This window comes from Microlunatus sp. GCM10028923, assembly GCF_042666975.1.
GTDB lineage: Bacteria > Actinomycetota > Actinomycetes > Propionibacteriales > Propionibacteriaceae > Microlunatus.
This window is the reverse complement of the sequence record NZ_JBHTFF010000011.1, coordinates 173127-195220: the sequence shown is the minus strand read 5'-3', so window position 1 is coordinate 195220 and position 22094 is coordinate 173127. Positions and strand designations below refer to the sequence as shown.

General features: G+C 70.8%; 23 protein-coding genes. 12 read left to right on the top strand and 11 right to left on the bottom strand.

Annotated elements, in window-relative coordinates; all coding sequences use genetic code 11:
• The first annotated feature begins 49 nt into the window (after nucleotides 1–49).
• The 3 genes from ACFQU4_RS25245 to ACFQU4_RS25235 are packed head-to-tail and all read left to right on the top strand — an operon-like array spanning nucleotide 50 to nucleotide 3137.
• Nucleotides 50–1366, top strand: a complete 1317-nt coding sequence (locus ACFQU4_RS25245) for a M16 family metallopeptidase (protein WP_377497299.1) — start codon at nucleotides 50–52, stop codon at nucleotides 1364–1366.
• Nucleotides 1363–2712, top strand: a complete 1350-nt coding sequence (locus ACFQU4_RS25240; protein ID WP_377497297.1) for a M16 family metallopeptidase — start codon at nucleotides 1363–1365, stop codon at nucleotides 2710–2712. The genes ACFQU4_RS25245 and ACFQU4_RS25240 overlap by 4 nt, the downstream gene beginning before the upstream one ends.
• A gap of 32 nt (nucleotides 2713–2744) precedes the next feature.
• Nucleotides 2745–3137 (top strand): zf-TFIIB domain-containing protein, encoded by a 393-nt coding sequence (locus tag ACFQU4_RS25235; RefSeq protein WP_377497295.1) that lies wholly within the window; start codon nucleotides 2745–2747, stop codon nucleotides 3135–3137.
• A gap of 75 nt (nucleotides 3138–3212) precedes the next feature.
• Here the strand turns inward: ACFQU4_RS25235 and ACFQU4_RS25230 are convergent, their stop codons facing one another.
• From ACFQU4_RS25230 to ACFQU4_RS25215, 4 genes are read right to left on the bottom strand one after another with little or no spacing between them, the layout of a single operon-like run.
• A complete protein-coding gene (locus tag ACFQU4_RS25230; protein WP_377497293.1) occupies nucleotides 3213–6035 on the bottom strand; it encodes a UPF0182 family protein in 2823 nt (940 codons plus the stop codon).
• A complete protein-coding gene (locus ACFQU4_RS25225) occupies nucleotides 6032–6610 on the bottom strand; it encodes a PPA1309 family protein (protein WP_377497291.1) in 579 nt (192 codons plus the stop codon). The genes ACFQU4_RS25230 and ACFQU4_RS25225 overlap by 4 nt, the downstream gene beginning before the upstream one ends.
• A gap of 38 nt (nucleotides 6611–6648) precedes the next feature.
• Complete coding sequence (locus tag ACFQU4_RS25220; protein ID WP_377497289.1) at nucleotides 6649–7689, bottom strand: PDZ domain-containing protein; 1041 nt, start codon at nucleotides 7687–7689, stop codon at nucleotides 6649–6651.
• Nucleotides 7686–8147, bottom strand: a complete 462-nt coding sequence (locus ACFQU4_RS25215; RefSeq protein WP_377497287.1) for a molybdenum cofactor biosynthesis protein MoaE — start codon at nucleotides 8145–8147, stop codon at nucleotides 7686–7688. The genes ACFQU4_RS25220 and ACFQU4_RS25215 overlap by 4 nt, the downstream gene beginning before the upstream one ends.
• A gap of 182 nt (nucleotides 8148–8329) precedes the next feature.
• Between ACFQU4_RS25215 and ACFQU4_RS25210 the strand changes: the two genes are divergently transcribed.
• Together ACFQU4_RS25210 and ACFQU4_RS25205 are read left to right on the top strand one after the other, a co-directional pair.
• Nucleotides 8330–9832: a zinc-dependent metalloprotease gene (locus ACFQU4_RS25210; protein ID WP_377497285.1), complete on the top strand. Its 1503-nt coding sequence runs from the start codon at nucleotides 8330–8332 to the stop codon at nucleotides 9830–9832.
• A complete protein-coding gene (locus ACFQU4_RS25205; protein WP_377497283.1) occupies nucleotides 9829–10362 on the top strand; it encodes an NUDIX hydrolase in 534 nt (177 codons plus the stop codon). The genes ACFQU4_RS25210 and ACFQU4_RS25205 overlap by 4 nt, the downstream gene beginning before the upstream one ends.
• Here ACFQU4_RS25205 and ACFQU4_RS25200 read toward each other — a convergent pair.
• Nucleotides 10328–11725 carry a serine hydrolase domain-containing protein gene (locus ACFQU4_RS25200; RefSeq protein WP_377497281.1) on the bottom strand — a complete coding sequence of 466 codons (1398 nt, stop codon included), beginning with the start codon at nucleotides 11723–11725 and terminating at the stop codon, nucleotides 10328–10330. The two genes, ACFQU4_RS25205 and ACFQU4_RS25200, sit on opposite strands and share 35 nt — an antisense overlap.
• Before the next feature lie 46 nt (nucleotides 11726–11771).
• Here ACFQU4_RS25200 and ACFQU4_RS25195 point away from each other — a divergent pair, with 46 nt between their 5' ends.
• From ACFQU4_RS25195 to ACFQU4_RS25185, 3 genes are all read left to right on the top strand, one after another.
• Nucleotides 11772–12194, top strand: coding sequence for an OsmC family protein (locus ACFQU4_RS25195; protein WP_377497279.1), 423 nt, complete (start codon nucleotides 11772–11774; stop codon nucleotides 12192–12194).
• A gap of 372 nt (nucleotides 12195–12566) precedes the next feature.
• Nucleotides 12567–12974: a MarR family winged helix-turn-helix transcriptional regulator gene (locus tag ACFQU4_RS25190; protein ID WP_377497277.1), complete on the top strand. Its 408-nt coding sequence runs from the start codon at nucleotides 12567–12569 to the stop codon at nucleotides 12972–12974.
• A 17-nt stretch (nucleotides 12975–12991) separates the two neighbouring features.
• Nucleotides 12992–13879 (top strand): LLM class F420-dependent oxidoreductase, encoded by an 888-nt coding sequence (locus tag ACFQU4_RS25185; RefSeq protein WP_377497275.1) that lies wholly within the window; start codon nucleotides 12992–12994, stop codon nucleotides 13877–13879.
• A 3-nt stretch (nucleotides 13880–13882) separates the two neighbouring features.
• On the opposite strand, the gene ACFQU4_RS25180 is transcribed toward ACFQU4_RS25185, so the two are convergent.
• The 3 genes from ACFQU4_RS25180 to ACFQU4_RS25170 all read right to left on the bottom strand — a co-directional run bounded on the left by ACFQU4_RS25180 (nucleotide 13883) and on the right by ACFQU4_RS25170 (nucleotide 15231).
• Nucleotides 13883–14476 (bottom strand): M48 family metallopeptidase, encoded by a 594-nt coding sequence (locus ACFQU4_RS25180; RefSeq protein ID WP_377497272.1) that lies wholly within the window; start codon nucleotides 14474–14476, stop codon nucleotides 13883–13885.
• 13 nt (nucleotides 14477–14489) lie between these two features.
• Nucleotides 14490–14825: an L-rhamnose mutarotase gene (locus tag ACFQU4_RS25175; RefSeq protein ID WP_377497270.1), complete on the bottom strand. Its 336-nt coding sequence runs from the start codon at nucleotides 14823–14825 to the stop codon at nucleotides 14490–14492.
• Between the two features lie 109 nt (nucleotides 14826–14934).
• Nucleotides 14935–15231, bottom strand: coding sequence for a hypothetical protein (locus tag ACFQU4_RS25170; protein WP_377497268.1), 297 nt, complete (start codon nucleotides 15229–15231; stop codon nucleotides 14935–14937).
• 638 nt (nucleotides 15232–15869) lie between these two features.
• Here ACFQU4_RS25170 and ACFQU4_RS25165 point away from each other — a divergent pair.
• The 4 genes from ACFQU4_RS25165 (at nucleotide 15870) to ACFQU4_RS25150 (ending at nucleotide 18663) form a co-directional block, all read left to right on the top strand.
• A complete protein-coding gene (locus ACFQU4_RS25165; RefSeq protein WP_170304471.1) occupies nucleotides 15870–16031 on the top strand; it encodes a DUF5679 domain-containing protein in 162 nt (53 codons plus the stop codon).
• A gap of 168 nt (nucleotides 16032–16199) precedes the next feature.
• A complete protein-coding gene (locus ACFQU4_RS25160; RefSeq protein WP_377497265.1) occupies nucleotides 16200–17096 on the top strand; it encodes a hypothetical protein in 897 nt (298 codons plus the stop codon).
• Between the two features lie 5 nt (nucleotides 17097–17101).
• On the top strand, nucleotides 17102–18481 hold the full coding sequence (locus ACFQU4_RS25155) for an ABC1 kinase family protein (RefSeq protein WP_377497262.1): 1380 nt from the start codon (nucleotides 17102–17104) through the stop codon (nucleotides 18479–18481).
• A 5-nt stretch (nucleotides 18482–18486) separates the two neighbouring features.
• Entirely contained in the window at nucleotides 18487–18663 is a 177-nt protein-coding gene (locus tag ACFQU4_RS25150) for a hypothetical protein (protein WP_377497260.1), read from the top strand.
• 231 nt (nucleotides 18664–18894) lie between these two features.
• Here the strand turns inward: ACFQU4_RS25150 and ACFQU4_RS25145 are convergent, their stop codons facing one another.
• From ACFQU4_RS25145 to ACFQU4_RS25135, 3 genes are all read right to left on the bottom strand, one after another.
• Entirely contained in the window at nucleotides 18895–19206 is a 312-nt protein-coding gene (locus ACFQU4_RS25145; protein WP_377497258.1) for a WhiB family transcriptional regulator, read from the bottom strand.
• 137 nt (nucleotides 19207–19343) lie between these two features.
• A complete protein-coding gene (locus ACFQU4_RS25140; RefSeq protein ID WP_377497256.1) occupies nucleotides 19344–19715 on the bottom strand; it encodes a hypothetical protein in 372 nt (123 codons plus the stop codon).
• An 85-nt stretch (nucleotides 19716–19800) separates the two neighbouring features.
• On the bottom strand, nucleotides 19801–21990 hold the full coding sequence (locus ACFQU4_RS25135) for an ATP-dependent DNA helicase UvrD2 (protein WP_377497254.1): 2190 nt from the start codon (nucleotides 21988–21990) through the stop codon (nucleotides 19801–19803).
• Between the last annotated feature and the right edge of the window lie 104 nt (nucleotides 21991–22094).

Sequence of the window (22094 nt, the reverse complement as noted above, 5' to 3'; positions counted from 1 at the left end):
CGACGGTGCCCGCTCTGCGGGCCTGGTCCGATGTGCTGTGATGGTCCGCATGACCTCGCCCGCATCCGACACTCCCCCGGACCAGCCGGACCCGTCGCCGACGTCGTACCCGATCTCGCAGACCGTGCTCGGCAACGGCCTGCGGGTGATCGCCAGCCCGGATCACGGGGCACCGTCGGTCGCGGTCAATCTCTGGTACGACGTCGGCTCGCGGCACGAGCAGCCGGGCCGGACCGGGTTCGCGCACCTGTTCGAGCACATCATGTTCCAGGGCTCGGCGAACGTCGCCGCCGGCCAGCACATCGGGCTGATGCAGGCGGCCGGCGCGATGGTCAACGCGACCACGTCGATGGACCGGACCAACTACTTCGAGACGCTGCCGACGGGCGGCGCCGACCTGGCGCTGTGGCTCGAGGCCGACCGGCTCGGCACGCTGCTGGACGCGCTCACCCAGGAGAACCTGGACACCCAGCGCGAGGTGGTCAAGGAGGAGAAGCGGCAGCGCTACGACAACGTCCCGTACGGCGACGCGATGCAGCGGCTGATCGAGCTGACTTTCCCGGCCGACCACCCGTACGGCCACACCACCATCGGCTCGATGGACGACCTCAACGCAGCGACCGTGGAGGACGTCCGGGCGTTCTTCGCCACCCACTACCTGCCCAACAACGCCGTGCTGACCATCGCCGGTGATCTTGATCCGGAGGACGCCTTCGAACGCGCCCAGCGCTACTTCGGCGGCCTGGCGTCCGGGCCCGCCCCGGCCGACCCGGACCCGACCCCGCTGCCGGTGATCACCGGGCTGCCTCAGGCCGAGACGAAGGCCGCGGTGCCCGCCGAGGCGATCTACCTGACCTGGCGGCTGCCGACCCGGGACACCCCGGAGTTCGACGCGGCCGACCTGGCCCTCTCGGTGCTCGGCCACGGCCAGACCTCCCGGCTGCACCGGGCGCTGGTCCGCGGCGCCGAGGTCGCCGAGAGCGCGGCGGCGATGACCATGCCGCTGATCGGCGGCACCTCGATCGGCCTCTGCTATGCCCGGGCCCGGTCCGGGGTGACGCCGGAACAGCTGACCGAGGCCCTGCTGGCCGAGGTGCACCAGCTCCGCAACGACGGGCCGACCGAGATCGAGGTCCGCCGGGCCAAGGCCCAGTTCGAACGGCACTGGCTCAACGAACTGGCCCGGATCGACTCCCGGGCGGACACGATCGGCGAGTACGCCACCCTGCACGGCGACCCGACCATGATCAACTCCCGGCTGGCCACCTTCACCGCGATCGACCATGATCAGATCGCGGCCGCACTCACCGAACGGCTCGATCCCGATCATCGGGCCACCCTGATCTACCGCAAGGAGTCCGAGTGACGTCGCAGCTGCCCCAGCCCCCGATCGAGCCGCCGCGGGAATGGCTGTTCCCGGCGCCGGAGCGGCACCGGCTGGACAACGGGCTGGCCGTGGCGCTCTACCGGATGCCGGGCCAGCACGTGATCTCCGGCCACCTGGTGATCGACGCCCCGCTGGACACCGAGCCGCGCGACGTCGAGGGCGTCGCGACCATCTGCGCCCGGACCCTGGACGAGGGCACCCACCGGCACGGCGGCGAGGAGTTCGCCGAACAGCTGGAGACGCTCGGGGCCGGGTTCGGCGTCGACGTGTCGCTGGCCGGACTGCAGGCGGTGCTCGACGTCCCCGCGTCCCGGCTCCGGCCGGCCCTCGAACTGTTCGCCGAGGCGGCCATCGAGCCGGCCTTCGCCGACAGCGACGTCGAGCGGCACGTCACGCTGCGACTGGCCGAGATCGACCAGGTGTACGCCAACCCGGCCCAGTCGGCCAGTGTCGCGTTCCGGTCCGGCGTGTTCGCCCAGGAGAGCCGGGCCAGCCGGATGAACAGCGGCGTGCCGGACACCGTGGCCGCGGTGACCGCCGAGTCCGTACGGGCCTTCCACCAAGATCATTTCCGGCCGGACCGGGCCACCCTGGTGCTGGCCGGCGACTTCCCCGAGGACCCGCTGCCGATGATCACCGGCGCGTTCGGTGCCTGGACCGGAACCGGGCCGGGGCCGTCGGCGCCGGAGCATCGCGCGCCGCAGGCGGCCGCGCCGCGCGCGGTGATCATCGACCATCCCGGTGCCGTGCAGGCCGATCTGCGGCTGGGCGGCTTCGGGATCGACCGGACCGACCCGCGCTGGGCCGATGTCACCGTGGCCGGCTACGCGGTCGGCGGCGCGTTCCTGTCCCGGCTGAACGCGGTGCTGCGGGAGGAACGCGGCTACACCTACGGCGTCCATCTCTCATTCGGACCGCTGCGCCGGGCCGGGTCGTACGCGATGCAGGGCGCGTTCCGGACCGAGGTCGCCGCGGCGGCCCTGGCCGAGGGCCGCGAGCTGCTCGATCTGGCCGAGAAGCCGATCACCGCCGAGGAAGTACGCGACGCCGTCGCCTACTACACCGGGGTGTCGCCGCTGCGCTATGCCACCGCCGACGGGGTCACCGACCAGGCCGGCAGCCAGCTGTTGGCCGGGCTGGACGATGATCATCTGAACCGGAGCCTGGCCGCGCTGCGGCAGGTGACGCCGGAGTCGGCCACCGCCGGCTACCGCTCGGTCGTCGAGCTGGACCGGCTCAGCCTGGCCGTCGCGGGCGACGCGGAGACCTTGGCCGAGCCGATCCGCGCCCTCGGCTACGACCTGGTGGTGCTCGAGCATCCCTGACCCCTGCCGGAGCCGCGGCTACCCTGGTCCGCATGCAATGTCCCGTGGATCAGACCGTCCTGCAGATGTCCGAGCGCCAAGGCATCGAGATCGACTACTGCCCGACCTGTCGCGGGGTGTGGCTCGACCGCGGCGAGCTCGACAAGATCATCGAGCGCGACAACGCCGGCGGTGGAGCGGCGCCGCGACAGGACCCGCCGGCCACCGCACCGACCCAGGCCCAGCCGGTCCGTCCGCCGGTCCCCCCGCCGCCGGACCCGTACGAGAGCGTCGGGTATCCGCAGCAGGGTTACCAGCAGCAGCGCTACCGCTACGGCTCCGCCGGCTCGCCCGATTCCCCGGACTACCGCTACGGCGGCCATCCGCAGGGACACCGGCGGCGCCGCAAGGGCGGCTTCCTCGGCGACCTGTTCGACTTCGACTGATCGGCACCGGTCCCGACACGCACTGAGCCTGTCGGAGGAGCCTCGAACGAGGCCCTCCGACAGGCTCAGCCTGTGTTACTTGTTCAGTGCGTCCTCGGCCCGCTTGATCGCTTCCTGGGCCTCCCTGATCTTGGCCTGGTAGCCGGCCAGATCACCCTTCTTCAGCGCCGCCTCGGCCTCCTCGAAGGCCTTGCTCGCGGCCGCGATCGCCGCGCTGGCGGCCGGATTGTCCGGGTTGCCGCCGCCGGGCTTGGGCGGTGTGTCGCCACCCTCCTCCTCGGTGTTGGCACCGGCGTCGCCCTTGAACACCTGGTCCAGAGCATCCTGGAGGGTGTCACCGATCGCCACCGAGGAACCGAACCGGACCAGCACGAACCGCAACACCGGATAGGCACCGGTACTGCCCTGCCGCTGGGTGTAGACCGGCTGCACGTACATCAGCCCGCCGCCGACCGGAAGGGTCAGCAGGTTGCCGAACTGGGCGGCCGCCGTGCCCTGTTGGAACGGGCGCAATCGTTCGGCGACCACTTCGTTGGAGTTGAAGACGTTCGCTGTCTGGCCCGGACCGTCGATCTGGGTCTGCGCGGACATCCGCAGGATCCGTAACTGGCCGTAGTCCGGACTGCTGGCGTCGGCGTTCACCGCCATGTAGGCGGCAAGGTTCTGCCGCCCCTCCGGCACATAGGTCGACGTCAACGAGAACACCGCCGACTCGTCACCCGGCCACTTGATCGACAGGAAGTTCGGCGTCTCCTTCGAACCCGTCTGCTGCGGATCGTCCGGAACCCGCCAGAGATCCGAGTTCTGGTACCAGTTCTGCGGATCGGTGACGTGGTAGCGCGCCAGGATCTCGCGCTGCACCTTGTACATGTCCTGCGGGTAGCGCAGGTGCTTGAGCAGGTCGGCCGAGATCTCCGTCTTGTCCTTGACGATGCCCGGGAAGACCTTCTTCCAGGTCTGCAGAACCGGATCGGTGTCGTCCCAGGTGTACAGCGTCACCGTGCCGTCGTAGGCGTCGACGGTCGCCTTCACGGAGTTCCGCATGTAGTTGATCATCGACGCGGGCTGCGCCGGCAGCCCCATCTGCGTCCGCGAGTCCGACGTCGCCGTCTCCAGCGAAACGCGCTGGCTGTACGGATACGAGTTGGACGTCGTGTAGCCGTCGGCGATCCAGACGATCCGACCGTCGACCACCGCCGGGTACATGTCGCTGTCGACCCGGAGCCACGGCGCCGCCTTCATCACCCGTTCCCGCGGGTTGCGGTCGTAGATGATCTTGGACTCGGGGTTCAGCTCGGTGGACAACAGGATGTTCACGTCGGCGAACTTCGCGGCGTAGAGGAGCCGATTCGCCAGATCGCCGATCGGCACCCCGCCCTTGCCCTCGTACGTGGTCGTCGCCGGGTTTCCGCCCTCGCCGCCGGACGGGGTGTCGAACTCGACGGGGGCCGCGCCCTCCGGGGCTCCGACGATCGAGTAGTCCGTCTGCTTCTCGCCGAAGTAGATCCGCGGCTCGTACTCGGTCAACTTGCCGGTCGGCGGGATGTCCCGCACGATCCACTCCGGCTCCCCACCCGGCTGCCGGCGGTTGCCGTAGGCGGCGACCAGTCCGTAGCCGTGCGTGTAGACCCGCTTCAGGTTGTTCCAGTTCTGGGCTTCGATGCCCTCGTGGTTCATCTCCCGGACCGCGACCACGGCATCGGTCTCGGTGCCGTCGATCGTGTAGCGGTCGACGTCGAGGATCTCGCTGAACGAGTAGTAGCCGCGGACCTGCTGCAACTGTTCGAACGCCGGGCCGACGCGAGACGGATCGATCAACCGGATCCCCGGCAGCGCCTCCGCATCGGCGCGCAGCTGGCCCGCGGTCGCCGTCGTCTTCGCCGAGTAGTCGGCGATCTCGACGTCGTCCACACCGTACGCGGCACGGGTCGCCTCGATGTTCCGTTCGATGTACGGCCGCTCCCGTACCGGCTCGTTCGCACGGACCTGGAGCAGCTGGACACCGGCCGGGTAGACCACACCGAGGATGATCGCCGAAAGGATCATCAGGGTCAGCCCGATGATCGGCACCGACCAGCGGCGCAGCACCGCGTTGGCGAAGAACAGCAACGCACACAGCCCGGCGATGATCGCCAGGATCACGTCGGCGTTACGGGTCGCGTTGTCGGCGGTGTAGTTGACGCCGGTGAGGATCGTCGCGTCCGCGATCATCAGCCCGTACTGGTCGAACCAGTAGCCGACGCCGCGGGCCAGCACCGCAAGGCCGACCAGGATCGACAGGTGCGCCTGCGCGCCCGGCGACCCGCCCCGGGCCGCACCGGTCAGCCGCAGCCCGCCCATCAGGTAGTGGATGACGGCCGCCGCCGAGGCGCTGAACAGCAGCGCCACGAACACGAACGACAGCGCGAACCGCCACCACGGGTAGTCGAAGACGTAGAAGCCGATGTCGAGGTTGAACACCGGGTCGGTGGTGCCGAACGGCGTCGAGTTGCGCCAGGCCAGATAGGTGAACACCTGGCCGCTCGCGGTGGCGCCGGCGAACAGGCCGACCACGACGCCGATCCCGACGATCACCCAGACCAGCCGGGCCTCCAGCACCTCCCGGTAGCGCTCCAGCAACGGGCTCGCCGGACCCGCGCCGCGGACCCGCGGCCGCAGCCGGTACGCCACCGCCGCGTTGGCCGCGACCACGGCCGCCATCATCAGCCCGAACGAGGCGAACAGCCCGATCCGGGTGATCAACATCGTGTTGAAGACGCCGCCGAAGTCGAACGAGACGTACCAGAGCCGGTCGGTCCACACGTTGGTGAAGATCGCGAACAGGATCACCAGCACGGCTGCGATCACCAGCGTTGGCAGCAGGGCGCTCCTGGGCCGACCCAGCCGAATCGTACTCACGATCTCTCCTCACCATCAGGCTCGTCGCTGTTCAGCGTATGCGCTAGGGCCGCGCCCAGCCCGGGCACCAGGTCCGGTGCCGCCAGCAGGTCCTCCGGGCGCGAGGTCAGCCGGGCCACACCGTGCCGATGTCCGGCCCGGTCGACTCCGACCACGACCCGGACATCCTGCCGGTCCGGGTGTTGATTGACGAATTCGGCGGCCTGGTCCGGGTCGTCCGGCAGCTCCGCCTCGGCCGCAGCGGGCAGGAACGTCCGCTCCGCCGCGATCGCGCAGCCGAACACCGGCTCCGGCCAGATCACCGGCGCCAGGTCCGCCACCAGATCGCCGGTGCTCTGGAAATGATCTTGCTCGATCGCGGTCAGCGCGTCCTCCGGGGCTCCGTCGGCGCTGCCGCGCAGACCGAGCCGGTCGACCAGGGCCGGCTCCGCGGCGATCACGTCGTCCGTCCGGACCAGGGCGAACAGCCGGGGTGGCTGGTCCCAGCCGGCCTCCCCCACATGCCGTTCCAATTCGATCAACGCCGCGACCAGTGCCTCGTCGGCCTGGCCGGGCTCTTCACTGTCCGTACTCATCCGATCCTCATCCGCACTGTGCTCGTCCGCCTCGGGGTTCATCCACATCGGGGCAGGGTCTCCGGCCGGTCCAGCCGGCTCAGCGAGTCGACGCCGTCCTTCACCGTGGTCACCTTGATCAACTCCAGGTCGGTCCGCAGACCGGCCAGTTCGGCGCAGTTGGGCGCCGGCACCAGGAACACCGTCGCGCCGGCGTTGTCGGCCGCCGTGATCTTCTCCTGCAGCCCGCCGATCGCGCCGACGTTGCCGTCCGGGTCGATCGTTCCGGTGCCGGCGATGTGCCGGCCGGCGAACAACTCCCCCGGCGTGATCTTGTCGTAGATCGCGAGCGCGAACACCAGCCCGGCGCTCGGCCCGCCGATCCGGTCACCAAGATCGAACTCGATCTGCGGATCGTAGGAATAGCCCAGCCCGATGGTGATCCCGACGATCGGCACCCCGGGATCGATCTTCGACTCGATCGTCTGGACGACGACCTTCACCTTGCGATGATCACGGAGCACCTCGAACGGCACCCGGTAGCCGACCCGGTGCTGCTTGATCAGCGCGCCGGCCTGGTCGACCTCGCTGACCGGCTTGCCGTCCACGGAGATGATCAAGTCGCCGGGCAGCAGTCGATCATGGGCCGGGCCGTCGACGATCACCGAGGACACCACCGGCATCGGGCGCACCGGCTGGTTCGCCGCCCGCAGCGCCGCCACGATCGCGTCGTGCTGCGCCGTCTCCATGCTCAAGCTCTGTTCCTGCTCGGACTCCTCCACCGAGGTGTCGTCCCGGTAGACGCTGGCCCGCGGCAGCGCGTCCCGGCCGGGCAGCCAGTACGAGAGCACCGCCTCCGGCAGGCTGACCCGGGCGTCCACCCGGGACACCGACACGGTGGTCAGGTCGAGCCGGCCGCTGGTCGGATAGGTCGGGGTGTCCTTGATCGAGATGATCGGCGTGCCGTTGACCTCGCCCAGGGTGTCCTGGACCCCGCCCGGCGACCAGGACACGAACGGCGCCGGTACGAACACCAGCAGAGCCGTCAACGCGATGAACACGGCCGCAGAACAGAAGGCCGTCCAGGTCTGCTTGGTCACCCGACCACTCCGGCCGACGGGGTCTCGCTGCTCCGGCCGTCCAGGCCGACCCAGGAGGTGTCGCCCGCCGCGTACTCCTGTTCCTTCCAGATCGGGACCTCGGCCTTGATCCGGTCGATCAGCTCGTGACACACGTCGAGCGCCTCGGCCCGGTGCTCCGCACCGACCGCGACGATCACGGCCACGTCCCCGATCTCGAGCCGGCCGGTCCGGTGCTCCACCGCCGCGGTGAGCACGCCGCGGTCCGCTGCCGTACGGCTGATCAGGTCGGTCAGCACCGCCTCCGCCGACGGGTGTGCGGTGTAGTCCAGGGTGGTCACCTCGCGGCCCTCGTCGCGCCGGCGGACCGTACCCACGAAGAGGCCGATCCCGCCGACCCGCTCGTCCGCGACGGCCGCGAGCACCCGGTCGACGCTGAGCGGCGACGGGGAGATCTGGACGTGCCGGACGGCAACCATGCGCAGCACCCTACCCAGCCGCCCTGTGGATCGAACGGGGCGGACTCCACGCTCGGCCGATTCTCAGGAATCGAGCCTCGGCGGAGCGGGACTGTGCGCTGTCAGCGATCAGGTACGGGCTGCTCCGGCGGGGACGCGTACGGTGGTGGGAAGACGTCAACGAACCGAACGAGGAGATGGCCATGGCCGAGGATCGTCGCCCCGACGACCAGCCGGACCCGGACCGCGAGCCCGACGACGCGACCGGCCCCGACGAGGCCGCGCGTTCGGACAAGGCCGGCGACGGGCCGGCCAATCCGCTCGAGGCGCTGTTCTCCCAGCTCGCCGGCGGGAACGCCGGCCTCGGCAAGCCGGGTGAGCCCGGCAATCCGCAGGACATGAACGCCCTGATCGGCCAGCTGCAGAACGCTTTCGCGATGCTCGGCGGGTCCGGTTCGATCTTCTCCCAGACGACCGAGACCGGCTCCGGGGTGAACTGGGACGTGACCAAGGACACCGCGCGCAAGGCGGTCGCCGCGCTCGGACCCGACCCGACCCCGAACGACCGGCAGCGGCGCGACATCGATCAGGCCGCGTCGATCGCCGAGGTATGGCTGGACGAGGCGATGATCTTCCCGCGCACCGCCGGCACGATGCGGGCCTGGAGCCGGGCCGACTGGGTCGAGCAGACGCTGCCAGTCTGGCGTCGGCTGGTCGAGCCGGTCGCCAGCCACATCGCCGACGCGATGGAGGGCGCGCTGAGCTTCAGCCTCGACTCCGAGGAACTGCAGCAGCTGCCGCAGATGGCCGGCCTGGAACAGATGCTGCGGCCGATGCTGCGGACCTCCGGAGCGTCGATGTTCGGGCTGCAGCTCGGTCAGGCGCTGGGCCGGCTGGCCTCCGAGGTCGTCGGTGCCACCGACATCGGGCTGCCGCTGAGCAAGCCGGGCCAGGCGGCGCTGCTGCCGACGAACGTCGAGGCGTTCGGCAACGGCCTGGACCAGGAGCAGAGCGACGTCCTCCTCTATCTCGCGTTGCGGGAGGCGGCCCGGCAGCGGCTGTTCGCGGCCGTCCCGTGGCTCCGTGAGCAGGTCCTGGCGCTGGTCGAGGAGTACGCGCGCGGCATCACGATCGACACCTCGGCGCTCGAGGAGGCGGTCGGCCAGATCGACCCGAACAACCTCGAGGAGCTCGGCCGTTCGCTGGAGGGCGGGCTGTTCGAGCCGCAGAAGACGGCCGAGCAGAAGGCGACCCTGGACCGGCTGGAGACGATGCTGGCGCTGATCGAGGGCTGGGTGGACCACGTGGTGACCCGGGCGACCTCGAAGTGGATGCCGGCCGCCGATGCGCTGGCCGAGACGGTACGGCGGAACCGGGCGTCCGGCGGCCCGGCCGAGGCGACCTTCGCCACCCTGGTCGGCCTGGAGCTGCGGCCCCGGCGGATGCGGGACGCGGCCAACCTGTGGGCGGCGCTGACCGAGGCCCGGGGCGTCGACGGCCGGGACGCGGTCTGGTCGCACCCGGACGTGTTGCCGACCTCCGCCGACCTGGACGACCCGCTCGGCTTCGTCTCCGGCGAGACCAAGACCGAGGACTCCGACTTCGACGCGGCCCTGGCCGAGCTGCTCGACGCCGAGGAACGGCGCGACGAGCAGCATGATCAGGACAGCAAAGATGATCAAGACGGCGGGGCCGGCAAGGAGTGAGCCTGCTCGACAGCTGCCGCGACGTGCTGTCCGACTGGCGGCCGGCCGAGCCCGACCAGGAGTCGCTCCGGCTCGCCTACCTTGATCATCTTCGGGCACGGCCGGACGGCTGGTCGCGCGACTGCCCCGGCGCCCACCTCACCGCCAGCGTGTTGATCAAGGCGCCGGAGACCGGTCAGGTGCTGCTGGTGCTGCACCGCAAGGTCGGCCGCTGGCTGCAGGCCGGCGGCCACCTCGAGGCCGGTGACACGACCCTGCCGGGTGCCGCGTTGCGGGAGGCGACCGAGGAGAGCGGCCTGTCCATGATCACGATCGACCCGGTCCCGCTGCGGCTGTCCCGGCACCGGGTCGCCTTCTGCGGTCCCGGCGGCAGTGATCATCTCGACGTCCAGTTCCTGGCCACCGTGCCCGGTCGGCCGGAGCCGGTGGTCAGCGACGAGTCGGACGACGTCCGCTGGTTCGACCCGGACCAGGTCCCGGCCGAGGACGCGTCGGTCACCTCGCTGGTCGGGGCGGCGCTGCTCCGCTGACCCGGCGGAACGGGAGTTCCTGGCCGCTCACCTCGATCCGTCCGGTGCCGGCCGGTGCTCCGTCGGTTCCGAGCTCGAAGACGAAGTCGGCGTTCTGCGACGGCAGGAACAGCCGGTCCGCGGCGGCGGCCGGCAGCGGTTCGGGCTCCTCCCCCGGCGACATGATCATCAGGGTTCTCGGGCCGCGGGCCACGGTGAAGCTCGCGTCGCTGCCGTACCGGTAGCTGCCGAGCAGCCGGGCCTGCTGGGCGTCGTCCAACTCGACCGAGGGCCGGATCCGCGGGCCGAAGTCGGGCCAGCCGCGGTGGCTGGCGATACTGCCGACCAGACCCTCGATCAGTTCCCGGCCGCGGCCGCCGTTGGTCAGCACGACGGCGCCGTCGCCCGGACCGAGGTAGCCGGTGATCAATCCGACGAAGCCCTCGGTGTCGCCGCTCTTGCGGACGTACGGTCGCGCCGCGCCACCGCGGTCGAAGCCGAGCGCGCGGCCGGGCCGGACCTCGGCGAGCAGCTCGCGTACCGGCGCCGGGTCGAGCGGACCCGAGCCACCGGCTTCGGCCCGCAGCACGGCGACGACGAACCGGCCGAGGTCCGCGGCGGTGCTCCACAGGCCCGCCGCGGCCGCCGCCGGGTAGCGGTAGGGACCGCCCGCGACGGGGACGCCGTCGGCGGCGTGCGGCTGGGCCGCGCCGGCCGGCGGCTGCTGGCGGAACGTGCTGTCCGCCATGCCGAGCGGTTCGAAGATCAACTCGCGGAGCAGGGCGTCGAACGGCCGCCCGGCCGCGTCCTCGAGCAGCTGCTGTACGACCGCGTAGCCACCGCCGGAGTAGTGCCAGTCGCCGACGTGGGCCGGCTCGATCCGTACCGGCGGGGTGTCGGCCGGCGTGGCGCCGTCGATCACCTGGCGGAGCGTGGGCACCGGCGTTCCGGCGGCGTGACCCCGGAACCCGCGGACCGTGGTGCCGGCGGTGTGGCTCAGCAACCCGCGCAGGGTCACCGGCCGGCCGGCCGGATCCGCGGGCGGGAGCCAGCCGCGCGCGATAGGGGCGACGTCCTCATCGAGCGACAGGCCGAGAGCCGGGGCCGCGATCACGACGCCCAGGGCGGCCACGGCCTTGCTGATCGAGCCGGCCTGGAACGGGGTCCGCTCGGTGATCATGGTGCCATCCGGACCGGTGCGGCCGTAGCCCTTCGTCCAGGCCACCCGGCCGTCCTCGATCACCGCCACGGCGACGCCCGGCACGCCCAGCCTGGCCGATTCGGCGTCGAGGCTGCGGGTCGGGACCGGCTGTCCGGCGACGACCATCGGCGGCCGCAACCCGTTCTCGATCACCGCCTGATCACGCGCCGCGTCGTCAGTCACCCGGCGAGCCTACTGATCATGAACACGGCTCTGGCAGGGTTGGCTCATGGCGAATGACTCCACGCACCGCTCCGTGTCCCTCACCCGGGATGCCGAAGGCACGTTCACGGCCACCAACGTCCGCGGCGGCACCGTCACGATCGGTTCGACGGACACCGACTTCACGCCGGTCGAGCTGCTGCTCGCTGCGATCGCCGCGTGTACGGCGATCGACGTCGGCACCGTGACCGCGCGCCGGGCCGAGCCGGAGTCGTTCCAGGTCGACGTCGACGCGGAGAAGGTCCGCGACGAGCACGGCAACCGACTGACCGACCTGGCCGTGACGTTCCGGGTGGCGTTCCCCGACGGAGAGGCCGGCGACGCCGCCCGCGAGGTGCTGCCGAAGATCGTCGCCCAGTCGCACGACCGGCTCTGCACCGTCGGCCGAACCGTCGAACTCGGCACCCCGATCGCGACCAGGATCGAGTGACCCTGGACCGGAGTTGCCACTCCGCTCCGATCCCGACAGACTTGCAACCCTGCGGCGCCGCAGTGAGGCCGCGCTTCGCGCTGGTCTCGCCGCCTCACCTTCCCCCGAGGGTGGGGCGGTTTTATGCCCACCCTCGGGCCGCCCCGGTCCAGCTCCCGCTCCGCGCATCTCCGGCCGCCCTGCGACGGCTCGGTCGAGCTGGCCGAGTTTGGTACGCGGACGGCACCGGCCCATCCTGATCTTGCTCGGACGCCCGAACCCGACCTTCCGCCCGCACACACCCGCCTCCGGACCGCCGACCGGTCACTCCGCCAGCGACACGCCGGCAGAACGGCCGCGGGGCGAAGGGTCCGCGGTTTGTACGGTTGGGGTGTGATTGAGGCAACGCTGGCGTTCCGGCTGCTCAAGGCCTCGAAGGCCGGCCGGCCGGCGATCTGGCCGGTGCTCGCCGAGGTGGGACTGCACCCCGGGCAGGATCTGCTGCTGTCCCGGCTCTGGGAGTCCGACGGGATCGCCCAGTCGGAGTTGATCGCGCGGATTGGGGTCGAGCCGCCGACGGTGACCAAGGCGCTGCAACGACTCGAGCGGGCCGGCTATCTGCGTCGTGAGCCGGGACCCGGGCGGACCAGGACCGTTCACCTCACCGAGGCCGGGCGGGCACTGCAAGCCCCGGTGGAGCAGGCCTGGCAGGAGGCCGACGCCTTGATCAGGTCCCGGCTCAGTGATGCCGATGCGGCTCAGCTCGCCGAGTTGCTGAGTCGCATCATCGATCTGGATTAGCCGGCTAATATGGGTCCATGAAGATCGGACTCCATGTCATGAAATTCGGCCTGCCCGACGGGCCTGCCGCCATCGGCCCGACCCTGAGCCGCGTCGTCCGCGACGCCGAGCAGGCCGGGATCCACTCCTTCTGGCCGATGGACCACTTCTTCCAGATCGGGATCGCCGGGCCGCCGGAGGATCCGATGCTCGAGGTCTACTCGACGCTGGCCTGGGCGGCCGGCCAGACCACCACCCTGCAGCTGGGCGCGCTGGTCACCGGCGTGCACTACCGCCACCCCGGGCTCCTGATGAAGACCGTCTCGACCCTGGACGTGCTGTCCGGCGGCCGTGCCTGGCTGGGCCTCGGAGCGGCCTGGAACGAAGATGAGTCGCGCGGGCTCGGCGTACCGTTCCCGCCGCTGGCCCAGCGGTTCGAGATGCTCGAGGAGTCGCTGCAGATCGCGCACCGGATGTTCACCGGCGACGAGACCCCGATCGAGGGCCGGCACTACCAGCTGGAGCAGCCGCTGAACCGTCCGGCGCCGCTGCGCCGGCCGCCGATCATGATCGGCGGCATGGGCGAGCGGAAGACGATGCGCCTGATCGCCAAGTACGCCGATGCCAACAACTTCTTCGAACTCCCCGCGCCCGGTGCGCTGAAGCAGAAGCTGGACGTGCTGCGCCAGCGCTGCGACGAGGCCGAACGCCCGTACGACGACATCGTCAAGACCACGATGGGGATGCTCGGCGACCGGGACCTGGACGCGGCTCGGCGGCGCTTCGAGGCGCTCGCCGAGCTCGGCGTCGACCTCGCGATCGTCGACCTGCCCGACCCGTCGGACCCGAGCACGTTCGATTACCTGGCCAAGCTCGTCGAGGAGGTTGCACCGCTCGGCCGCCCGACGCCCGCCCAGCTCGGGTAGGCGTCAGAACAACCTCGGCTCGCCCGGTTCCACGGCCGCCGGGCCGGCCTCGGGACTGTCGTCCTCGGCGGCCGAGGCGCCCTGGCCGGCCAGGTAGCCCTCCAGATAGCCGCGGGCCTTGCCAGCCTCCGGGTAGCGGTCGACCAGGGCCCAGAACTCGGGCGAGTGGGCGCCGTGGACGAGGTGGGCCAGCTCGTGCAGCAGGACGTAGTCGACCACCCAGGACGGCATCGGCTGCAGCCGGTGGGACAGCCGGATGGTGCCGGTGCTCGGCGTACAGGAACCCCACCGCTGCTGTTGGTTGTGCACCCAGCTGACCCGGGTCGGCCGCGGCGGATAGCCGAGCGCCGGCGCGAGGAACCGTTCGGAGAGGTCGGCGGCCCGGCGGCGCAGTTCGGCGTCGCCGGCCGGTGCCCGGTCCCGGGTCTCCCGATCCAGCACCTTGCGGACCATCTCGCTGACAAAGCGGGACTCGTCGGCTTTCGACATCCGCTGCGGGATCAGGACCACGATCGCGTCCCGCTCCCGGTACGCGGTGACCGTGCGCTTCCGCCGCGCGCTCCGCCGCACCACCACGTGCGGTTCGCCCTGCTCCACCCCGCCTCCTCGGTCAGAGAGCTCCCAACTGCTGCTTCAGATTGAACACCTCGGGTACGACAGTCGCAGCCTCGTCGGCGCGTCGGTCGAGGTCGAGGAAGAACCCCTGCATCGACGCCTCCCAGCGGGCCGCGACCTCGGACCGGGCCAGGTAGGCGGCGCTCGCCTCGTCGGAGTCGGTCTCGTAGTAGCCGATCAGCAGGCCGTCGTCGCGCAGGAACAACGAGTAGTTGCGCCGGCCGGAGGCCTCGATCTCGCGCAGCATCTCGGGCCAGACCGGGGTGTGCCGCTGCCGGTACTCCGCCAGCCGCGCCGGATCGACCTGGACCGTGAAGCAGACCCTCGCCATCGTTGCCCTCCGCGTTGCCGTCATCGTTCTTCGTCCGGACACGGGCGAGGGGGCCGCCCGGTGTCGTCCTCCGACACCGTACGGCCCCCTCGCACCGAACTCCGCGCCGCTAGTTGGACGCCGCCAGCCGCTCGGTGACGACCGGCGCCTCCTCGGACTTCCGCGCCTTCTCGAGCTTCACAGTCTTCTCGGTCTGCTCGGTCTCCTCGGAAACCTCCGCCTCCTCCGCAACAGCGAACTCCTCCAGCCGAGCCTGCTGCTTCGACCAGACGTGGAGCTCACCGCACCACAGACACTGAGTCGCACCCTGATCCAGCTTCATGGAATCCCACGCAGCCTTGTCGAGGTCGATCCCGGTCGGGATGTCCTTATGCGTAGACGGACAGTTGATCACGACCTGTGACATCGCCTCTCACCTCCCTCCCCTGTTTCGGGGCCCCCGGTCATTCGATGTGTGAGCGCAAGCCGAAGGACCACCCTTGTCCGGACCCAACCATCGACCAGCTCGGGGTCGTTTCCCCACCAGGTGCCGGTCCCGAATTCATCACGCGCGGATGAGTCTAATTGCTCGTCTCAGTTCGCAGGAAATTACTTCGTACCAGCATGCCCAGAGGTCTTGAGTTTCCATTTGGCTTCTGACCAGCGCAGGCACCGGAAAGCTCAAGATTGTCCACAGTCTCCGACGCTCAACCCACAGGGATACCCACAGGATTGTCCACAGATTCTCACGGCGTGTCCGGCGACCCGTGTTGACGCCGGACGGCCGAAGCCATAGCGTTCAGTCCACGAAGCCTCCAGTTGGTCGGCGCGCTCGCAGGGGAAGGCAAGCGCACACCGAACTCTGGAGGCTTCGTTTTGCCCTGCCCTCGCCTCGATGTCTTGCCGTGGCCCGCCTGGAGCCGGGCCCGATAACACGCCGCGTGCCAACACGCCAGTCCGCGTCCGCTCGCGTAGAGTAACCGGCGACCGAGCGCTGCAGGCCGCAACGCGGTCCCGCGGACAACCGACCAGGTCTGCGGAGGATTTCGAGCAAGGAGACGAACGATGGCTGCAGAAACCTACAGCGGTGAGTTCTACTGCGTGAAGTGCAAGGCCAAGCGTGAGGCGACCGGCGAGGTGCACGTCAACGACAAGGGCACCCGGATGGCCAAGGCCAAGTGCCCCGAGTGCGGCACCAACCTGAATCGCATCCTCGGGAAAGCCTGAGCAACCCTGGCTCCGGCCGGGATCTGCGGCTCAGGCCGCACCCGATGAACGGCCGCGGATCGCCCGCCTTCCAGCGGCGTTCCGCGGCCGCCGCGTTTCCGCCCTCCCCCGAAACCGACCCTGTGGACAACCACTGAGCCGGCCGGCGACCCGGGTGAGGATGGGTACGTGAAGCCGTCCGTCGCCGCGCCCGCCCGGCCGCGGCTGGTCAGATATCCGGGGCTGACCAGGTCGACCGTGTTCCTCCGCCGCAGCCCGGACGCCGTCCAGGTCGGGATCGACACCGAGGCGTCGCTGCTGCTCGCCGGGGTCGCCCCGGCCCTCGCCGACGTGCTGTCCCAGATCGACGGACGGCAGACGCTCGGAGCGCTGCGCCGGGCCGCTCGTCGGCTCGCCGTACCGGAGCGTCAACTGGACGACGCCCTGGCCGTGCTCCGGCAGGCCGGGCTGGTCGTCGTCCGGTCCTCCGCCGCGCCGCCCGCCGACCCCGCCAGGACACTCTCCGGAGCCCGGATCGGCCTGGTCGGCAGCGGGCCACTGGCAAGCCGGCTGGCCGAAGCGCTGACCCGGTGCGGCCCGGACGACCTGATCCGGTCGCCCGATCCGGACGCCGCGCCGCCGGACCTGACCGTGGTCGCCACCGGCACGGCCGAGCCGGACCGGGTGCTGACCGCCTGGTTGGTCCGGACCGACCAGCCCCACCTGATCGTCCGCACGGCCGGGGAACTGTCCGTCGTCGGCCCGTTCGTGCTGCCCGGCCGGTCCGCCTGCCTGCGGTGCCTCGACCTGACCCGGGCCGGGGCCGATCCCGGCTGGCCGGAACTGCTCGCCCAGCTCTGCCGGCGCCCGACCGCCGCTCCCGAACTGGCGGCCGGCTGGGCCGTCGGCGTCGCCCTGCTGCAGGTCCACACCGCCCTCCGGTACGTGGCCGGGACACCGGACGCCGAGCCGCCCGAGACGCTCGGCGCCACCCTCGAGCTGGACGGTACGAACCTCGCGCCCCGGCTGCGCAGCTGGCGCGGCCATCCCGGGTGCGGCTGCGGTTGGGGCGGCCCGGCAGAATGACCTCCATGACCACCCCACGGCCAGCCGACGGCGAGTCCGGTCCCCCGCCGGAAGGCGGTCCCGAGACCGCCGAGTCGGGCGACCTGGCCAGGTCGGCCTGGCGGCGCGGTGCGCGCCTCGCCTCGCTGCCGTTGGGTTACGCCGGCCGGGCCACCGTCGGGTTCGGCAAGAAGCTGACCGGCACGCCGGCCGAGGCGGTCAGCGAGGAGATGCAGCGGCGGGCGGCCGACCAGTTGTTCCGGGTCCTCGGCGAGCTCAAGGGCGGCGCCATGAAGTTCGGCCAGGCGCTCAGCATGTTCGAGTCGGTGCTGCCCGAGGAGGTGGCCGCCCCGTACCGGAAGCATCTCTCGCGGCTGCAGGACTCGGCGCCGCCGATGCCGACCTCGCGGGTGCAGGCGGTGCTCGCGCGCGAGCTGGGCGGTGAATGGCGCAGCCGGTTCCGTTCCTTCGAGCCGCGGCCCGCAGCTGCCGCGTCGATCGGCCAGGTGCATCGAGCGGTCTGGCAGGACGGTCGCAAGGTGGCCGTGAAGGTGCAGTATCCCGGCGCCGACGAGGCACTGCGGTCGGACCTGAAGCAGTTGCGCCGGCTGTCCCGGGTGATCTCGCCGCTGATCGGCGGCCTCGACGTCGAGCCGCTGGTGGACGAGCTGACCGAACGGATCGCCGAGGAACTCGACTACACCGTCGAGGCGACCTCGCAGCACCAGGCCGCGGTCGGTTTCGCCGGCCATCCCGACTTCGCCGTGCCGGAAGTGATCGCGCAGACTCCGCGAGTGCTCGTCACCGAGTGGCTGGACGGGGTCCCGATGTCACGGGCCGAGGGGTTCGACGAGGAGCGCCGGAACCGGATCGCCCTTCGCTACGTACGATTCCTGTTCGCCGGTCCGTCCACGGTCGGGCTGCTGCACGCCGACCCGCACCCGGGCAACTTCCTGATCCTGCCCGACGACCGGCTCGGCATCGTCGACTTCGGCCTGGTCGCGCGACTGCCCGAAGGGCTGCCGTCGGCGATGGGCCGGATCCTGCGGATCGCCCAGAGCGGTGATGCGGCGACCGTCGCGGCCGGCCTGCACGAGGAGGGCTTCGTCGCCGCCGACGTCGACCCGAGTGACCTGCTGGACTACCTGAGCCCGTTCGTCGAGCCGGCGACCGTGCCCGAGTTCCAGTTCACCCGGGACTGGATGCGGGAACAGTTCCAGCGGGTCAAGGATCCGACCGCGTCCAACGGGGTGGCGACCCGGCTCAACCTGCCGCCGACGTACCTGCTGATCCACCGGGTCTGGCTCGGCGGGATCGCCGTCCTGTCCCAGCTGAACGCCCGGGCGCCGTTCGGTTCCGTACTCGAGGAATTCCTGCCCGGGTACGCCGAGCCGAGCCCGAGCTGACCGTCGTGGAACGCTGTACCGGGTGCGGCCGGGAGCCGGAGCCGGACGAGCCGACCTGGACCTGGAGCCAGGAGCGGCTGGCGGACGACGAGACCGAGGACCAGGTGGTGTTCCTGTGCCCCGCGTGCGCGCGCGAGCACGCCCGGAGCATCGAGGCCAAGCTCGATGCCGAGTGGTGGTGAACAGAAACAGTCCGTACGGCCGTGGAAGGCCCGGGCCCGCCGTCAGTTGATCATGCTCGCGACGCGGACAGCCGTCGTGCTGCGATGTTGATCATGACAGAGCCCGTGCCAACCAGAGCCGCACGGCGTGGACGAACCGGGCCGGCGCCGAAACGCCGGCCCCCGCGACGGCGGCGGACGGACCTGCCGATTCCAGGTCTACGTCCGCACACCGCCGCTCGGCAATGCCGTTCATGCCGCCTGACCCGCCCCGGCTTCGGTGTACGGGTCGACCGGGTACTTCCGGGGACGACCACGCGGGCGCTTCCGCGGCACCACGACACCGGACACGAACAGCTCGCCGCCCCAGACGCCCCACGGCTCACGCCGCTCCAGGGCGCCGGCCAGGCATTCCGCCACGACCGGGCATTCCTTGCAGAGAGCCTTCGCCGACTCGACGTCCGCCGGGGACTCGGCGAAGAACACCTCCGGATCAACCTGCCGACAGGGCAGCTTGTCCAATTCCTGCGCTGAACCAAGTGACTCCAGCACTGAGACAGTCACTTGTTCACCTCCTTGATCAATTCGGCCTACTTCGGATCGACCGGTGATGTCGATCCGGAACTTCTGGGCCGGGAATCACAAAGGCCGTGATTCCCGGTGGTCTGGGAGTCACGGCCTGGAGGCTGCGCGGTGTTTTGCTACACCGGCGGACTACAGGAACTTCGTCCCAGATGGGTCGGCTTGGTGGCGGCCTTGCCACGGTTGGACTGCAGATGGGTCATGCCTGCGGAGACCCGGAGACCCGTCACCGGACCGCCGATCATCACCGGGCTCGTCGGAGCCGGAATGGCGACGGAGGTGCGCGGGCCGTAGGAGACGTGCGATGCGGCCGGTGCGCCCATGTCTGCACCGGAATCGGCGACGCAGACTGCACCGGAGACGATCGCGCGAGCTGCACCGACCAGGTCGTCACGACGACATTCGGTGGGCAGCACGACGGAGGCGCGCAGAGCAAGATCAACCTGGAAGGTGGTGATCTTGTTCGGGATGATCATGGTTTTGGTATCCATCTGCGTGCCTCCTCTCGATGAGATTGTGGGTCTTACTCTGACTGTTGCTCTCCGGCCTTTTCATCCGCCGGCCGGTGAGCCTTGCTCAGCTTAGAGAACCGTCTGCCGCGGGTGCAAACTCTTTTCGCAACAATCTCAGATTATTTGACAAATCCCCGTCCGGGCCCGCGGAGCCGCTCGTTCCGGGGGTCGAATCGGCCAGGACGGCAAGGACTTCCGGCCCGTACTTCTTGGCTTTCGTCAGCCCCAGGCCGTGGATCTTGATCAGGTCGGCGGGCGTCCCGGGCCGCGCCTCAGCGATCGCCACCAGCGTCGCGTCGGTGAACACGCAGTACGCCGGCACGCCCTGCTCGGCGGCCGCCTCCTTGCGCCACACCTTGAGCGCCTCCAGCGTTGCCTCGTCGTACGTCGACGGACAGTCGGTGTGCCGGCCGAGCTTGCGTTCGGCCGCACCGGACAGCTGCCGGCCGCAGCTGCGGCAGCGCGCCGAGAGCTCGGACCGGCGACTCCCCGGCTGGCCGCCGGGCCGGGTCGCCCGCCGGTCCCCCGACGGCAGCACCGGGCCGAGGAACCGGGACGGCTTGCGGACCGCGCCGCCGCCGTTGCGGGTCCGCGCCCAGGAGATCCGGAGCCGGCGCCGGGCCCGGGTCACGCCGACGTAGAGCAGCCGGCGTTCCTCGGCCAACTGGTCCGGAGTGTCGGCCAGGATGAACGGCAGCGAGCCCTCCTGGATTCCGTACAGCGCGACCGCGTCCCACTCCAAGCCTTTGGCCGAGTGCAACGTGGACAGCGTGACGCCCTGCGCGGCCGGCACCTGCTGCGCCTCGGCCCGCCGTTCCAGCTCGGCGGAGATCTCGGCCAGCCCGACCGGTCCGCCAGCCGCTGTGGTCAGGTCCTCGGCGACCGCGACCAGCGCCGCCAGGGACTCCCAGCGCTCCCGGACCGCGCCCGCGCCGGTCGGCGGCTCTGGTGTCCAGCCGAGCACGGAGAACAGCGCCTTCAGCCGGTCCGCCCCGCTCGTCCCGTCGTCGGCGGCGTCGAGGGTCCGGGCCTCGGTCCGGACCTGGAGCAGGGCCTGCCGGACCTCGGGCCGTTCGTAGAACCGTTCGCCGCCGCGGACCAGGTACGGGATCCCGGCCTCGGCCAGGGCCTGCTCGATCGGCGGGCTCTGCGCGTTGATCCGGAACAGCACCGCCATCTCCCGGTACGAGATCCCGGTGTCGGCCAGCCGGCGCAGCCAGTCGGCGATCCCGGACGCCTCGGTCGACTCGCTGGCCGCCTCCGCGTACTCCACCGCCGGGCCGGACGGCTGCTGCGCGACCAGCGTCACCGCACCGAGCTCGCGGCCGCCGCCGGCCGGGGCGGCGTCCATGATCGCGTTGGCGGCACCGACCACCTCGGGCGTCGAGCGGTAGTCGCGGACCAGCCGGATCACCGCCGCGCCGGGATGCCGGCGGGCGAACCCGGTCAGGAAGTCGGCCTGCGCCCCGGCGAAGGAGTGGATCGTCTGGGCCGGGTCGCCGACCACGCAGAGATCGGCCCGATCGCCGCGCCACAGGTCGAGCAGAGCCTGCTGCAGCGGGCTGACGTCCTGGTATTCGTCGACCACGAGATGGCGGTACGTGCTGCGGACCTGGTCGGCGACCTCCGGGTTGTCCGAGATCAACGCGGCCGCACACAACAGGATGTCCTCGAAGTCGATCCGGCCCCGCTCCCGCTTGACCTCCTCGTAGCCGGCGAAGACACGGGCCACGGTCTCGTGGTCGAACGAGGCCAGCCCGCGGTGCCGGGCCGCGGCCACCTGGGCGTAGTCCTCCGGCCCGACGTTGCTGACCTTGGCCCAGCCGATCTCGCCGACCAGGTCCCGCAGTTTCGGGGTGTCGACGGCGACCCGGAGCCGGCCGGCCGCGTCGGCGACCGCGCCCATCCGGTGGTCCAGCACGGCCGGCAGCTCGCCGCCGTACACCTTGGGCCAGAAGTACTGTGCCTGCCGCAACGCCGCCGAGTGGAAGGTCCGCGCCTGTACGCCGGGCACGCCCAGCTCCTGCAGCCGGCCGCGCAACTCCCCCGCCGCACGCTGGGTGAAGGTCACCGCCAGCACCGACGTCGGGCGATACACCCCGGTGGCGACCCCGTAGGCGATCCGGTGCGTGATCGCCCGAGTCTTGCCGGTGCCAGCACCGGCGATCACCGCGACCGGCCCACGCAGGGTGGTCGCCACTTCCTGCTGCTCGGGGTCGAGTGCCGCGAGCAGACGATCGGATTCCACGGCCACCCGATCACCCTAAACCGCCCCACCCACACCCACCCCAAACCCGCCGACCGGGCACAAAAGCAGCCGTTTTCACGGCGTGTCGCTGCGCAACTGACCGGTCGATG